The sequence below is a fragment of the Vagococcus sp. JNUCC 83 genome (assembly GCF_053667615.1).
Genome location: NZ_CM132204.1, coordinates 1,292,390 through 1,307,416 on the forward strand (window position 1 = coordinate 1,292,390; position 15,027 = coordinate 1,307,416).

Annotated in this window: 15 protein-coding genes; 2 read left to right on the plus strand and 13 right to left on the minus strand. The window is 32.9% G+C overall.

The annotated features are described in order from the left end of the window. The first annotated feature begins 64 nt into the window (after positions 1–64). A complete protein-coding gene (gene rpsT / locus JNUCC83_RS06240; protein ID WP_454459196.1) occupies positions 65–319 on the plus strand; it encodes a 30S ribosomal protein S20 in 255 nt (84 codons plus the stop codon). Between the two features lie 51 nt (positions 320–370). Here rpsT and holA read toward each other — a convergent pair whose 3' ends face one another. The 7 genes from holA to JNUCC83_RS06275 form a co-directional block, all read right to left on the minus strand. Then, positions 371–1,390 carry a DNA polymerase III subunit delta gene (holA, locus tag JNUCC83_RS06245; RefSeq protein ID WP_454459197.1) on the minus strand — a complete coding sequence of 340 codons (1,020 nt, stop codon included), beginning with the start codon at positions 1,388–1,390 and terminating at the stop codon, positions 371–373. Between the two features lie 48 nt (positions 1,391–1,438). Beyond that, positions 1,439–3,598 carry a DNA internalization-related competence protein ComEC/Rec2 gene (locus JNUCC83_RS06250; RefSeq protein WP_454459198.1) on the minus strand — a complete coding sequence of 720 codons (2,160 nt, stop codon included), beginning with the start codon at positions 3,596–3,598 and terminating at the stop codon, positions 1,439–1,441. Positions 3,599–3,728: 130 nt separating this feature from the next. Next, a complete protein-coding gene (locus tag JNUCC83_RS06255; RefSeq protein WP_454459199.1) occupies positions 3,729–4,205 on the minus strand; it encodes a ComE operon protein 2 in 477 nt (158 codons plus the stop codon). Positions 4,206–4,271: 66 nt separating this feature from the next. Continuing rightward, complete coding sequence (locus JNUCC83_RS06260) at positions 4,272–5,483, minus strand: Y-family DNA polymerase (RefSeq protein ID WP_454459200.1); 1,212 nt, start codon at positions 5,481–5,483, stop codon at positions 4,272–4,274. A 129-nt stretch (positions 5,484–5,612) separates the two neighbouring features. Continuing rightward, complete coding sequence (ltrA, locus tag JNUCC83_RS06265) at positions 5,613–7,475, minus strand: group II intron reverse transcriptase/maturase (protein WP_454459201.1); 1,863 nt, start codon at positions 7,473–7,475, stop codon at positions 5,613–5,615. A gap of 801 nt (positions 7,476–8,276) precedes the next feature. Next, positions 8,277–8,663, minus strand: a complete 387-nt coding sequence (locus tag JNUCC83_RS06270; RefSeq protein WP_454459202.1) for a hypothetical protein — start codon at positions 8,661–8,663, stop codon at positions 8,277–8,279. Between the two features lie 83 nt (positions 8,664–8,746). Beyond that, positions 8,747–9,388, minus strand: a complete 642-nt coding sequence (locus JNUCC83_RS06275) for a helix-hairpin-helix domain-containing protein (RefSeq protein ID WP_454459203.1) — start codon at positions 9,386–9,388, stop codon at positions 8,747–8,749. Positions 9,389–9,579: 191 nt separating this feature from the next. On the opposite strand from JNUCC83_RS06275, the gene JNUCC83_RS06280 reads away from it, so the two are divergent. Continuing rightward, the gene (locus tag JNUCC83_RS06280) at positions 9,580–10,884 is read left to right on the plus strand and encodes an ISL3 family transposase (protein WP_454459204.1); all 1,305 of its coding nucleotides are present in this window, start codon (positions 9,580–9,582) and stop codon (positions 10,882–10,884) included. Positions 10,885–10,970: 86 nt separating this feature from the next. On the opposite strand, the gene JNUCC83_RS06285 is transcribed toward JNUCC83_RS06280, so the two are convergent. The 6 genes from JNUCC83_RS06285 to JNUCC83_RS06310 all read right to left on the minus strand — a co-directional run bounded on the left by JNUCC83_RS06285 (position 10,971) and on the right by JNUCC83_RS06310 (position 15,016). Further along, positions 10,971–11,996 (minus strand): SepM family pheromone-processing serine protease, encoded by a 1,026-nt coding sequence (locus tag JNUCC83_RS06285; protein WP_454459205.1) that lies wholly within the window; start codon positions 11,994–11,996, stop codon positions 10,971–10,973. A gap of 13 nt (positions 11,997–12,009) precedes the next feature. Beyond that, the gene (coaD, locus tag JNUCC83_RS06290; RefSeq protein ID WP_454459206.1) at positions 12,010–12,498 is read right to left on the minus strand and encodes a pantetheine-phosphate adenylyltransferase; all 489 of its coding nucleotides are present in this window, start codon (positions 12,496–12,498) and stop codon (positions 12,010–12,012) included. Next, a complete protein-coding gene (gene rsmD / locus JNUCC83_RS06295; protein ID WP_454459207.1) occupies positions 12,491–13,057 on the minus strand; it encodes a 16S rRNA (guanine(966)-N(2))-methyltransferase RsmD in 567 nt (188 codons plus the stop codon). The genes coaD and rsmD overlap by 8 nt, the downstream gene beginning before the upstream one ends. Before the next feature lie 66 nt (positions 13,058–13,123). Further along, a complete protein-coding gene (locus JNUCC83_RS06300; protein WP_454459208.1) occupies positions 13,124–13,456 on the minus strand; it encodes a YlbG family protein in 333 nt (110 codons plus the stop codon). Further along, positions 13,443–13,874, minus strand: a complete 432-nt coding sequence (locus JNUCC83_RS06305; protein WP_454459209.1) for a YlbF/YmcA family competence regulator — start codon at positions 13,872–13,874, stop codon at positions 13,443–13,445. Before JNUCC83_RS06305 ends, JNUCC83_RS06300 begins: the two co-directional genes overlap by 14 nt. Then, on the minus strand, positions 13,871–15,016 hold the full coding sequence (locus tag JNUCC83_RS06310) for a CAP-associated domain-containing protein (RefSeq protein WP_454459210.1): 1,146 nt from the start codon (positions 15,014–15,016) through the stop codon (positions 13,871–13,873). The genes JNUCC83_RS06305 and JNUCC83_RS06310 overlap by 4 nt, the downstream gene beginning before the upstream one ends. Positions 15,017–15,027 lie beyond the last annotated feature (11 nt).

Below are 15,027 nucleotides of genomic sequence, written 5' to 3' on the forward strand. Positions count from 1 at the left end.
TATAATGAGAATGTTGATTACATATGATTTATCAATGTAAACTCTATGTCGGAGGTGAAAACAAATGCCAAATATCGAATCTGCTATCAAACGTGCGCGTACTAGCAAAATTTCTAACGAGTCTAACTCTGCTAAATTAAGCAAAATGCGTACTGCTATGAAGAAATTTGAAAAAGCTGTAGAAGAAAACGCTGATAACCAACAAGAATTATTAGTTGCTGCTACACGCGAAATTGATATGGTTAGTGCTAAAGGATTAATCCATAAAAATAAAGCAAACCGTGAAAAATCACGTTTAGCTAAAAAAATCGCTAAATAAAAAAACTTGATTGACTGAATCTTTTGATTTCTAGTCATCAAGTTTTTTCTTTTATTTAAAGTCTTTCATTAAAAATAATTCAAATAACACATTGGCATCCATATACCCCGACTTCATTTTATAATCATTTTCCACTAAATAATCAAAAATATTACCTAATGTTTTTAACTCGAATTTTTTTGCTTCTTGAAGCGATAATTTTATACGATAGGGATGTATTTTCAGCACGTCAATCATGTTGCTTTGCTGATAGTGTCTCTCTGCCATAATTTTAACTTGAACCAATAATCTAAATTGGCTAATTAATATAGCATTTATTTTGATAGGCTCTTCACCTTGTAACAATAATTCTTGATATAAGCTAAGAGCTTTTTCTTTTTGATTGGATAAAACATATTTTAATAAATCAAAAATATTATGTTCCAATGTTCTAGGTATTAACTGATAAACCATCTCTTTCGATATTTTTTTTGACCCAGTGGACGCTAAAAATAATTTATCCAATTCATTCATCATTTGGCTTAAATTAGCATTCGTCAAATAGATCAATTCATCAAAAGCCTCTTTACTAATTTCATAACCTTCTGCTTTTATCGTATCCGCAACATATTGACTAGCTAAATGATTATCCATATTTGACACATCAATCAACGTCGCTTCTTTTTTGAGCTTTTTAACAATCTTCTTTCTCTCATCTAACTTTTCATACGGTGCAACAAAAACCAAAACAGTGGACGGTGACGGCTCATCTAAATAATCTAATAATGTGTTTAAATTATGCTCAACATCTGTTTTCTTTTTTTCACCTGTCAAAAAGTAAGGTTCTTCTAAAAAAATAATTTTTCTCTCACCAAAAAAAGGAATGGTCTGAGCTTCTATCATCACATTGTCCAACAACTCTTGTTTCATATCAAACGTCATCAAGTTAAACGACTCTTCTTCTTTATTCATCCCTGATTTTACTAGCTGTTGTTTAAATTTTTTTATCAAGTAACGTTCTGTACCTAGTAATACATAGACAGAATCAAATGTTCCTTCTTTTACTTTTGCTAACTCAGTTTGAAAGCTCACTAATACCACTCATCCTTTTCATCTTCTCTTCTCCATTTTAACAGATTTTCATTTCACTGACCGAATTTTTAGCATGTCTTTTTTAAATGGTAGCCATTTTTGATATATCATCCCTTGTTCATCCGTCCTAAAAATACTAATATTTTCATTGTTTAACGTTTCCAATGTTTCCTCTGAAGGATGATTAAATCGATTGTTTTCACCAAGGGATATGACTGCTTGAGACGGAGCTACTTCTTTAATAAATGCCAGATGACTAGATGTTTTACTTCCATGATGGCCAATTTTTAGACAATCTGCTTTCAACTCCCCATTAGGATACTGTTGTAATAATTTTTTCTCACCATCCTTTTCCAAATCTCCCATCAATAAAAAAGTCTTTTGATGAATGGTCACTTTCAATACTAACGAGTCATCATTTTGACCATCTCCTTGTCCATTAGGGTATAAAGGTTGTATCGCAATCGATGGTAAGGATAATTTAGTTTTTGATGTCATCAATTCTATAGTGTCAATCAGTATCATTTTTTGTTGCACATTTGGTTGTTGGTAAGTCCCTGGTGTCATTAATACCTGTTTAATTTGTATCTCACTTGATAACCGGTCAATGTCTCCAAAATGATCTTCATGCGCGTGTGTGAGGAAAACACCATCTAAAGTTGACACTCCCCTACTTTTCAAAAATGGGATTAAAGTGTAATCTGCTTGTGCCTTACTTTTCTTTTTTTCTTTCCATTCTTCTTTTTGAAAGGATAAACTGCCACCTGTATCGACTAAATAATTTCCTTGATGAAAAGGGAGTTGAATAAACAAAGCATCTCCTTGCCCAACATCAACAAAAGCAATCATGCCAAAAGGATTTAAATACTTCATTCCAATAAATAAAGACGGACTACACACTAAAAATAACAAATGAATTTTAGAAAATGTCTTTATCTTTTCGAGATGGATTAAGAAAACTAATTGCAGCACTAAAAGGACTATCAATACATACACTGGAAACGATCCTGTGGTTACTTGGAACAAGGTAAACCCTTGACACCACTCAGCAAAAAGATGAACACTGGCTATGACTCTTTCAATAAGATAAATCAAAACATCAGGTAACCAAAAAGAAACGATCAGAGCTAAAGAAAGTAATGGCAAGATAAGTTGAAAAAGAATAGGGGTAAAAATAAGACTATATAGACTGGATAAAACGTTAAATTCAAAAAAGTAATAGCATAAAAGAGGCAACGAGAAAAAGGTCAATAGTAGCTGAAAAACAATCGTCTGAGGCAATCTCTTCATCCCTTTTATGATTGGATAGATAAATATAATTAAAAAACTCAGATAATAGCTGAGCTGACCACCAATATTAAATAGCACTGTTGGCATAAATAAACTATGTACAACTAAAGTCATACTCCAACAATCTAACGAGCTTAACTGCCATCTATAATGACTGTTTCCCTTTTTTAGTAAGTGTTGAACACTCGCTCTGACCACACCAATACTATAACCAGTCATACCAATAAAAAATAATAAAAACAATAGCTCAATAACAGATGTTGCTTCTTTTGTTAAACCAATTCTTAACAAAATAAGTTGAATGATTCCCACTAAAAAAGTGACATGTATACCAGATAAAGCAAATAAATGTGCCAAACTAAGTTTATTCCAAACTTCTCGGTTGTCACTGTCATTTATCCCCAATAGCAAACTTGACATGTAAAAAGCTGTATATGGTAAAAACGTATCGTCAATCATAAGGTGAATACGCGCGCGATAAGAAGATAACCACTCCAATGGTCTAAAAAAAGTCAGTGTCGACTCTGTAACTTCATAAATTGTCGTCAACTTATACACGCTAACGAGTTGTTTCGACTTTAAATAATCTGCGTAATCAAATCCATTTAAATTCCGTTTGGCTTGTGGGATGACTTTTTCTTGGTTGCTTTTTATGACGAGTGGTTTAGTTAATGACAATAGATACGCCTGTTGTTCTTTAGTTTCTAACTTATAGTGCAGTAAATAATTCTTTCCTTTATTTTTAGCCCTAGCTTTAGCAAAATCACCATCTACTTGGATAGTATCTGGTAAGATGGTCCAAGTTTCAACACTTTCATTAGGAATAACATCCACTCTAGATGACTCTGTAACATAAAAAAATACTGCTGATAAACACATTGATACCATACAGATAATGATTATTTTCTTATGTTTCAATCGATATACCCTAAAGCACAGTAACCCAATAACAAGAAATAAAAGCCAATGTGGTTTTAGTAAGCACGACAAACAAGTAACATATAAAATCAATGGATAAAAAAAATACCCCTTAATAGAGGTATGTTTCTTATTCATCATCTTCTCCAAATGCCAATGTTTCAAAATACTCCTTTGACAGAGTTACTTGATTGATAGTCGCACCAGCTTGTTCAATCAGTTTCATTGCGTAGTCATCATTTCTATAATCTTTTAAGTAGTGTATCGTTTTAATCCCTGATTGTAAAATCATTTTAGTACATTGCAAACAAGGAAAATGAGTGACATAAATTTCAGCACCATCAGTCTCTACACCGAATTTAGCACACTGTAAAATAGCATTCATCTCTGCATGGATGGTCCGAACACAATGCCCATCAACTAAATAGCACCCATCATCAATACAATGAACATCCCCAGTAACAGAGCCATTATAACCACCTGCTATAATTCGTCTATCTCTCACGATTGTTGCGCCTACCGATAACCGTGTACAGGTACTTCGTAAAGATAATAACTTACTTTGAGCCATAAAATATTGATCCCAAGGAATTCTTTCTCTACCCATTATCTGACCTCTTTTTCTTTGAATTACATTTATTGTAATAGATTTTTCTATATTTAACCACTTTTTTTAAGTTAGACCATCCATCCCACCTGCATGACCACCAACTAAATGGCTTCTATCGATCGCCGTTGCTCCCTCTAATAAACTCGATGCATGGATAATGGCATCAAAACCAAATCGTTTTCTAATAATATCAATTGTTTGATCAAGTAATCTATCGTTTAGAGTGTCACTTGGTTCGTCAAATAAATTCAATTGGATAACTTTATCATCTATTAATTTTGAATAACTTACTGCCAAATTTCTAACCGGCTCACCTGTATAATAGGTATCAAATAATTGAAAACAATACTCTACTAACTCTTTTGATAAATTAGTCGCATCGACCTTCATTTGCCTATGAAATCCACGGTCATAACTATATTTAGAATACCCTATCGAAAGAGACACACATTGTGTTTGTAGACCTTGTGAGCGTAACCTTGTCGCTACTTGCTCAGCAACTTCCTTTATCACTATTTTTATTTCTGATAGGTTAGTATAGTCTTTTTTTAATATTTGACTGTTACCTAAACTCTTTGACGCTGGCTTGTATCTCTCCGTGATATTAGAACGGTCAATGCCCCAAGCATGCGCAATAAGTTGTTGCCCAATCACACCAATTGGATGTTTGATTTTAAAAAAATCATAATGGGCTAAATCATAAACGGTGTAGATACCTAAATTGTTTAACCGCTTTTCCATTGCTCGATTAATTCCCCAAAAATCAGTTAAGCGTGGAATCGTCCAAACAGTCTGCGGAACATCATGATAACGCCATTCTGCCATCATATCGTCATTATTTTTTGCTTCATTATCTAAGGCTAACTTACTAAGTAACATATTATCGCCTATACCGATCGTACAGTATAGACCCATTTCATGATAGACATCACGTTTAATTTGCTCTGCAAATTGATAAGCATTCATCTGAAACAATTTTTTCGAAGGTCCTATCCTAATAAACGTTTCATCAATCGAGTAAACTAATATATCCTCATCTGCGACATATTTTCTAAATAGTTGATTGATTTTTATATTTTGTTCGATATATAAAGTCATTCTAGGTGGGACAATCCATAAGTCTGGGTGCTTAGGAATCTCGTAGCGACGTGAAACATTAGTGATTCCCAACTCTGTTTTTGCTCTAGGTGATGTTGCTAAGGCCAATCCTCCTGGAGAATCCGCGCCACTCATCACAACCAACAATGCTTCTAAAGGATTTAATCCTCTTTTCACACATTCAACAGATGATACTGATAGGTAAGCTTTTGAAATAATCTCCAGCTTTTCCCCCAGTCCACACCGTACGTGAGACTTTCACCTCATACGGCGTTCCATCAAAGTTTACTAACAAATATCATACAGTTATAGATTCAGCGACAATTCACAATTTTTTGCTTTTTTACGAAACTGATTGATTATCTCAAGTTGAGAGCTAGTAATCCTCATTTTTTTCAAAAGAGGTGATGCTCTTTCTCTATTTTCCTCATGAATAATTGAATGTAGGTCTCGATGAATGATAACTAAATTCTGAAAGTTATCCTTGCCACCAAGATTTCTTGGAATAATACGATGACAGTATATATCAGGTAACTCTAAGAACTCTTTTGTTATCTTACATCTACCACGTTGTGATGAATATTTAGAAACTCTATTGTCTCTAAACTCAACGCTCTCATTTGGATTATTCTTATTCATAAGTTGATTAATTATATCGATTGGAAAGGTGAGGTACTTATGTATTAGTATACGTCCTTCGGGCGTATACTTACAGATTCCCTTCTTTGGTAACGATGTATGACTATGCTTGATAAATCCCAAAGGAATCATCGGATAGCCATTAATCCACCTTAGCTGCTTTGAGCGTGCATAGTTTTTCTTAACGAAGTCACTAGGTGGTTGACCAACTTTTTTAACGTCTAATCGATTTTTGATGATAATCATAATGCGTTGATTGATTCTGGGGCAGTCCACACTAATGTGCGTTGCCTTTTTATAATATTGATGAACTCCTACAACCATAGAATTATACTTAACTAATTGCTTTTGTAATTCTTCCTTATTAGGGGTATGTTGAATTACCTTTATTTGCTTTGCTAAATTATCCGAAACTTTTTTCATAGCTTTAGAACACATGTGGGTTTCAATGACAAAAGTATTTCTTTTCCGTACTAGTTTCATAGTAAAACCGAGAAATTCAGATTTTTGTTTTTTCAGATTAACCACTTTAGATTTTTCTAAACTGATATTGAGCTTTAAACGCTCTTTCAACCATAGTTTAGTGGCTAAAAATATCTTATCTGCATCATTACGTTTTCTGCAAAATATTTTGAAATCATCAGCATATCTCACAATATAAATTTCTTTTAACTTTGAACTACGCAGGGCTCGATATTTATTGCCTTTATTCCAATAATCCTTCTCAGTATGATAACAGTCGTATTTGTGCCTTGTAGGGTGAGTTTCCCATTGAGACGATATCCACCAATCAAGTTCATTCAGAACAACATTTGCAAGAAGAGGAGAAAGTATTCCACCTTGTGGAGTTCCTTTTTTAGGGTGTTCAATCCGCCCATCGTTATGAATGATAGGTGCTTTAAGCATTGCCCTAATTATTCCTAAAAGCCATTTATCTTGGATTCCTAATGACCACAGTTGCTTGATAAGTTTTGAATGATTTACATTGTCAAAGAAACCTTCGATGTCAATATCCACTACAAATGTAAGCTTAGACAATTGTGCTAATTTAACAGCCTGTGCAAATGCATGATGTGCCGACCGATTAGGTCGGAACCCATAGTTTTTATCATGAAATTTAGCTTCCATAATAGGTTCTAAAACTTGCAATAGACATTGCTGAATAATCCTATCCCAGATAGTTGGAATACCCAACGGTCGAGTTTTTCCATTTGGTTTGGGAATTTCGACTCTTTTTACTGGTTTGGGTCTATATTCGGAAAATTTGGATTGTACTATTTTAATAAAGTTAGCATTAGTTATTTCTTTTAAATCATCAATATTCTTGTTATCAACGCCTGGAGATATACTTCCAGAGTTTCCTTTAATATTTCTATACGCTAATAGAATGTTACTTGGCGAAGTCACAATTTCCATGAGATTATGAAAAATATGATTATTGCAACTATTTTGGTATAAATTATCAAAGCTATCAATCATGCCATAATATTCCATATGGCGGATTGAGTGTGAAGCTGATACATTTTCCATAGCACCGCCTCCTTTCGGATATCGGCGTTTATTTTGTCATACTCGATTCTATGGATTGCATCATAACTGTTAGTAAAACTAATTGACTTGTGGCTATCCCTCCACAGTTTATTATCACTGCTTCATAGGTACTGTGCCACTACTCTCACTAGTGTAAATGAGCTTATTATACTTCGTCTCAACCGCTTCAAAGGAGATTAGTCCTCCACGTTCACTAGCTTTCAACGTTCCAATGATTCTATCCATACATTTACTTTTAGGTACTCACTCTGAACCTGTGACTTTCCAGTGCCTGTAACACTGCACGCTCATTCATATCTACGATTCTTACTAAACCGCAAGTCACACCCTGTGTCACAATTTATAATTTGTGCGGGTAAGATACATTTCTATACCCCAAGCCTATAGATTCGTACATTCGCAAGTTCGTCAGTACATTTGCACATTCTTACCATGAGTAATTTGTGGACTCCCGACCTATAGGTTACACTATCCACCTCTGGATAGTTTTCGATTGCAAGTAAATTTGCAATTACGGTAACTCTCAGCCGACTTCACCGAGCTTTTGACAATTTTATTCTAACCAAATAGGATTGCCAATCGGAGTATTAGAGGGAGCACTTCAGGTCGTTACACCTTCATTTCACTCCTCAAATCATTAGTTCCACACAAGAAAATCTTGTGTGCCTAACCTTTTCAGTTAGGAACGTTTCGCACCGTAAAAACTTTTCATATCAACACACAAAATATCCTCTTGCAGTTCTTTATTATAATCAAAAAACTGATTTGTTTGATTACTCATTACAACTTCGATGAACTTTCATACCATTTTTTATCAGAGACTAGCTCTATATGCCTAATTAACGATAACTCTATTGCAAGATGATCCACATAAATGGTTGTTTCAGTAAATCCTGTGATATGACCTGTTAGCTCATTAAAAAAACTACCAGTATCTACATCAGCAATATTTGGTTGAATATTAACCCTAAAATCTTTTACAATTGCGTCATTGACCACAGCCATAATGTCCTCCAAATCCATCATAGGCTTGCTATGATTTATCATATTGGCTTGTTCTTTCATATGATGAATTTCTCGAGTATGTTCAGATAAATAAAATCCTAGATACTTCTTTATTCCTCTATCATGATAGTAATGATTCAACTCAATTGGATTACTTTTCATATCAATCATCTCTCTTTTCTATAATTAATAGACTTTTCTTAAAACAATTATACGAACCTATGTTCTAAAAGTAAAGAGAAATATTATATAGTAATAGATGATTTTAATTGTTCAAACGTTTTTTCACCAATGCCATCAACTTCTTTTAATTCATCAATTGATTTAAATGAACCTTTTTCTTCACGATACCTAAGTATATTTTCAGCTTTTTTTTCTCCAATTCCATTAAGTGTTTTTAGCTCCTCAATTTCTGCTGTATTTAGATTAACTAACTGATTTTTTTCACCATTTGAATGTGTCCCCTGATTTTGATCTGTCTTTTGAGAGGAGACAACCTCTGCTATTTCCTCTCCTTCTTTTGGAATATAGATAACCATCTGATCACTGACTCTTTCTGACAAATTAATTTGCTTATCATCTGCCTCTTTTAAAAATCCACCAGCCAACTCAACCACATTTAAAACTCTCATAGTAGCATCTACTTTATAAATACCGGGTTTAGTTACTGCCCCTTTAATATCGACATACATGTCATCTACAATAGGGTGACTACTAGATTCATTGGTTTGATTGATTGCATAACTACTACTAATTTGAGTGTGGGTATTAATCATTTCTTTCTGAGGTTTAAAAATGAGTCGTAAGATAATACCTAAAAATAAAACAGCCACTACTCCACCAATCATAAATTTATACTTGGTCTCTAATTTATTAAAATAATCCATAACCTCCTCCTTTCATCGATAAGATACGAAAAAACACACAACTTAACTTTAAGGGCTCTATAATTTAAAGGACTGATGAATCAAATTTTGATTCATCAGCCCTTTTTTAGTTTATTTAAATATAAAACATGTCGTCTATCTAGTAAAATTGAAGTACCACCAAAAATCTAAGATAGAAAGGACAACATGTCATGAATAATCATATCAAAAAAATGTTACGAATGACAGATGAACATTTAGATTTAACAAATACGGAGGAATATAAAGTTAAAGGGAAAAACACTTTAGTTATCTTTGGAGTCTATTCTCCCATGCCTTCGGCTTGTAGGAACTGTGGTTCAACTATTGTTGATAATGAAGGGAAAAGTGTCGTTGTTAGAAATGGAAAAAAGGAAGTAACTATTCAGTTAGATTCTTATCAAAATATGCCCACTATTTTAAAACTGAAGAAACAACGATTCCATTGTAAAAGCTGTTCGCACAATTGGACGGCACAGTGTTCTATTGTTGAAAAAAACTGTCATATCAGTAAATTTATTACTTTGAAGATTTTAGAATTATTAACTGAGAAAGTCTCTATGACATTTATAGCTAAACAATGCCACGTTTCTTTAACGACAGTTTTAAGAGTTCTTAAGTCAGTTGAATCACAACTCCCACAACAACTTAAACCACGGTCCTTTCCAGAAGTTTTAATGGTAGATGAATTTAGATCTCACGCTAGTTATGAAGATAAAATGAGCTTCATATGTGCTGATGGAAAAACAGGTGAATTAGTGGACATTTTACCTAGTAGGAAATTAGATAAAATAATCCCTTACTTCAATCGCTCTCCGTTGGAGGAACGGGAAAAAGTTAAATTTTTAGTAACAGATATGAATGCAGCTTATTTTCAATTAATTAAAAAAGTCTTTCCTACTGCTAAGTTAATCATTGATAGATTCCATATTGTAAAGCATTTGAACACCGCTTTTAATGATTTTAGAATCCGAGAAATGAAGAGATTAGTTACCAACAAGAAAAAGTCAAAAGCAAATAAATTAAAATCAAACTGGAAATTACTTCTAAAAAATCAAACAAATATTTCCATTTCAAATTTCAAGACCTGGAGAAGTTTTCCTTCTCCAAAGTATCCTCTTTTAACGGAATCTATGGTGATTGATCGACTACTGTCATTCTCTTCTGATCTAAAAGAAGCTTATGACATCTTCCATTTACTAATGTATCACTTTAGAAACAAAGATGGGCATTCCTTTTTCGAACTATTGAAAAATCTACCTGATAGCTTGGATACACAATTTAGAGATAAAATAGAAAATCTGATTTCCTATGAAGTAGGTATTAGAAACGCCCTAAAATACAGTTTTTCCAATGGAAAACTTGAGGCTAAGAATACTCATATAAAAACTCTTAAGAGAGTTTCCTATGGATTCAACTCATTTACAAATATACGCATAAGAATTTTCTTGATCAACGACCTTATTAAAATTAAATAACTAAAAAAGATGATAAATCTGAGAATAATCTCAAATCTATCATCTTATAAATCCAACTCATCAGTCCGATTTGACAAAGAGCCACTTTAAGTCGTGTGTTTTTCTAAATAATTTATCGCATCTTGAATCGTTTTTACTGGAACAATTGTCAAGTTTAATTTATTTTTTTTAGCGGATTCTTTAGCCACTTCATAATTGGTTTTCCCATCGGATTCATTATTAGGAGCAAAAAAGATAGTTGCGCCTGCTTTTTCAGCAGCGACTACTTTTTTATCAATCCCACCAATGTCACCGACCTCTCCTTGATCATTTATAGTTCCAGTTCCTGCAATATTTCGCCCTTTTTTTAAATCTTTATGGCTTAACATACTATAAAGCTCTAAACTAAACATCAATCCAGCTGATGGGCCACTAACACCTTGTGTATCAAACTCTATTTTCTTATCTGTTTCAATAGATGTTTGATCCACCACAGTCACTCCTATACCTGGTCGATTAAGTTTAGGTAATTTAATAATATGACCTTCGACATTTTCTTCTTTATCATCTCTTTTATAACCTATCTTCACCGTATCATCCACAGACATTTTTTTCAATTCACTAATAAAATTATCCGACTCCAATACTGTTTGATTATTCAACTTTGTAATAAGGTCACCTACTTCAAGTTTTTTATAAAAACTTGAATAGTCTGCCACAGATAACACATAGATTCCTTTGTAAATCCGCTTATATGGTATATCCGCCAATTCTAAGGCAATTTGGATTGCTTCATTTTTAGAGTTTTCCATATTATACTCTTGGATACGGTCATATTCTCCTGATTTTGAGTCCCCTAATATATCTTGTTTAGGAACCAACTCAGCATTTTTATCAAATTTACTTAACAATGCAGTGAGAACATTAGCCTTTTGAACTTGAACTGTTGTCATCATGAATGAGCCTTTTTCTGTATCTTTTTTGCCATCCACTGTTATAATATCATTTAATTTATCCGCACTTCCAGGTGATTCAATATAATATGGTAAAGGGAAAATTAACACTAAAACAACCACTAAAACCCCTAAAATTTTTAGATAAAATGATTTATTTTTAAAATGCTCTTTATTCATGATTATAACCTTCTTATTTAAATTTTAACTTGAGTGCCTCATTAACTGTTTTTGGTACAAAATCAGAGACATCACCTGTAAATTTAGCAATTTCTTTAATCATACTAGAACTAATATGATTATACTCTTCATCAGAGATCAAAAAGATTGTTTCTATATGAGAAGACAAATGCTTATTCAATACCGCTATACTTTTCTCGTATTCATAATCCATCTGATTTCTAATGCCTCTTATTAAGTAATCAGCACCTAACTCCTTAGCGATATTAATCGTTAAATCATTATCACATAAACGAACAGAGACATTTTTGAGACTCTGCACTTCATCTTCAATAAACACTTGACGTTCTGTCGCTGTAAAAAGCGTTTGTTTTGTTGTATTAGTAAATACGCCAACAACTAATTCATCAAACAATTTACTAGCTTTTTCAATTGTATTTAAATGCCCATTCGTAACAGGGTCAAAGCTACCTGGAAAAAGAGCGATTCTTTTTTTAGTCACTTAACTCCTCCTCTAACTCATAAATTTTTACTTTTGTTATACCATAATTTTGTTCTTTTTTTAAGACTAATTGACCAATGATATCTGGTAATATAACATGTTTATCCATCTCACATATGACTTTTGCATGTTTTTTTAATAAATTTAATGATTGTAATAATAACATATTTTTTTCTAATTCTTCCTTGGCATAAGGCGGATCTAAGAAAACAACATCACAACTAACGGTTTGTTCTGCTAAAAAATTTAAGGCTTTTTTAGCCTCTAATTTTTTTACAACAAACGAGTCTACTTGTTTAGTCATAGTGACATTTTCTTGAATAACTTTCACTGCTGGAAAGAAAACATCAAAACAATACGCTTTTTCCATCCCTCTAGAGATGCTTTCTATCGCTAAATTGCCACTACCACTATATAAATCTAAACAAACCCCTCCATCAAAATAAGGCCCAATCATATTAAAAATAGATCCCTTAATTTTATCTGAAGTTGGTCTAGTATTATCCCCTTTTAATGATTGTAACTTTCTTCCTTTAAACTCACCTGCAATAACGCGCATGTATTTCTTCCTCTCTATGTAAAACTAATGATAAAAAAAGTATTTGTCTTATGCCAGACAAATACTTTAATCATCAAATTCTGCTAAGCGAATTTCAGTTTTTTGCTCTTCAAAATCTAACGGCTCATCATGACAATCTTGGTTACCCAGTCGATTAGTAAAGTTCATATTAATATCAGGTCTATATGACTGTTCAACACTTCTAACAAAAAATTGTTTATTCAATTTTTCAACCGTTTCATCAACTAACGCTTCATCAACGTATAAAATAACGTATTTCATTTTTTTAGACACATAATAAACGTAGCCAAATTTCTTTAAATTTCTTAATTGTTTTAAACTATATACCCAGACAACCAAGCCTCGTCTTGGGGTTAATTCTAACTCATTTGTTAACATGACATGTTCCTCCACAACCTTTTTTAGCAAACTCAAAAAAGGGATTTCCTGCATCAACTTTTATCGTTTTAGATATCGTTTGGGCAATATCTAGACCTATATAATCTAATACATTTTGAACAGTTGTTTCATTTGCTTTAAATTCTGCAACTAAATCATTAACATCAAGCGCTCTTTTTGATTTTCGTAACGCGCGTCTTGTCTCTTTAAAATCAGGAGCATACTTACCATAAGGTTCAATTCTTTCAAATGCTTCTTTTTTTACTAAAAAATCAGATAATAATGCTGAAACTTCTTTACTTGTTTCCACTCTATTATAAGACAATAGATAATCAGCTACAAATTGACTGCTTAACACATCTTCTGCCACTTGAGCTGCTTTATCTTCTAAATCAAATAACTCATCATTATAAATCATCTCTTATCACTACTTTCAGTGGTTAATACAGTATTATTTGCTTTTTGATTAAATAAAACCAATACTTGATTTTCATTATAGGCTATACCAATGTACTCATCTTTTGCATCCTTTATTTCACGTTGATCAAATCGATTAACAAACCAATTTGTTACAATAAATGGAACATCTCCCATACTTTGAACAAATAACCCATGCGTATTTTTATCAAGTGGTTTGCCTAATTTTAACAATCGATCCATTTCTTCATCTGTTAACAAAAGACTGTCACTTGGGTTACTTGACTCAATTTTTTCTTGCCATTGTTCCCAACGCTCTTCTTTTTTTATCACTTGTTTTGGTTCTTTATCAAATTCTGCTAATGCTCGTTGACTTTCAAGAACAAGCTCTGTATCTAACTTATAAGGTTTACGATTAATTCTCTGACGAACAATATTTAACACAGTAAATAATTGTTGCGTATTCGCTTGATTAAACATTTCCCGTTGCTCCTCAGTCAGTTCGACTTTAGGTATCTTAGTTTCTTGACTCAATTGATACGGAATCATCTCAACCAAAGTGCTTTTACCCACGTAACGTATTCCTAATAATTTACCTGTATCGTAATTAAAATGAAGTAACGCAAAAGTGCCATTATCAAATGATATAAGTGGTCGATAATTCATATCATCTTCTGTTAACTCTATTTCGTATTTTTTATCTTTGTAGTCAAATTCAAAATTCGGATAAATTGTTGTTATTTCTGATATATCACCTAATGTCATATCCATATTAAAGGGTGCTGTATCAACTTGTGTCCCTAAAACAAAAACACTTGATACTTTATTATCAGTCAGCTCTACCTGATAATAATCCGTCGCACTATTTCCATAGACTAACCACTTACGATTGATTCCAACTGGCCATTCTTTTTTAGGATTTGGCATTTTTTCCAGTAACTCTTTCTCAGTTAGACCAATTACAGTTGTCATTCCTGTAGCAGCTAATTCATTATGCTGAGTTGACTTACTAGGAGGCTTAATCTCATTAACCATTAACTCGTCTACAGATTTAGGAGATTTTTGTGACAAGACGACTGGCTTCATGTAAAAAAAGGTTAGAACAATAAAAAACACTAATAAAAACTCTCCCACACGCCGCATCTTGTCACCTC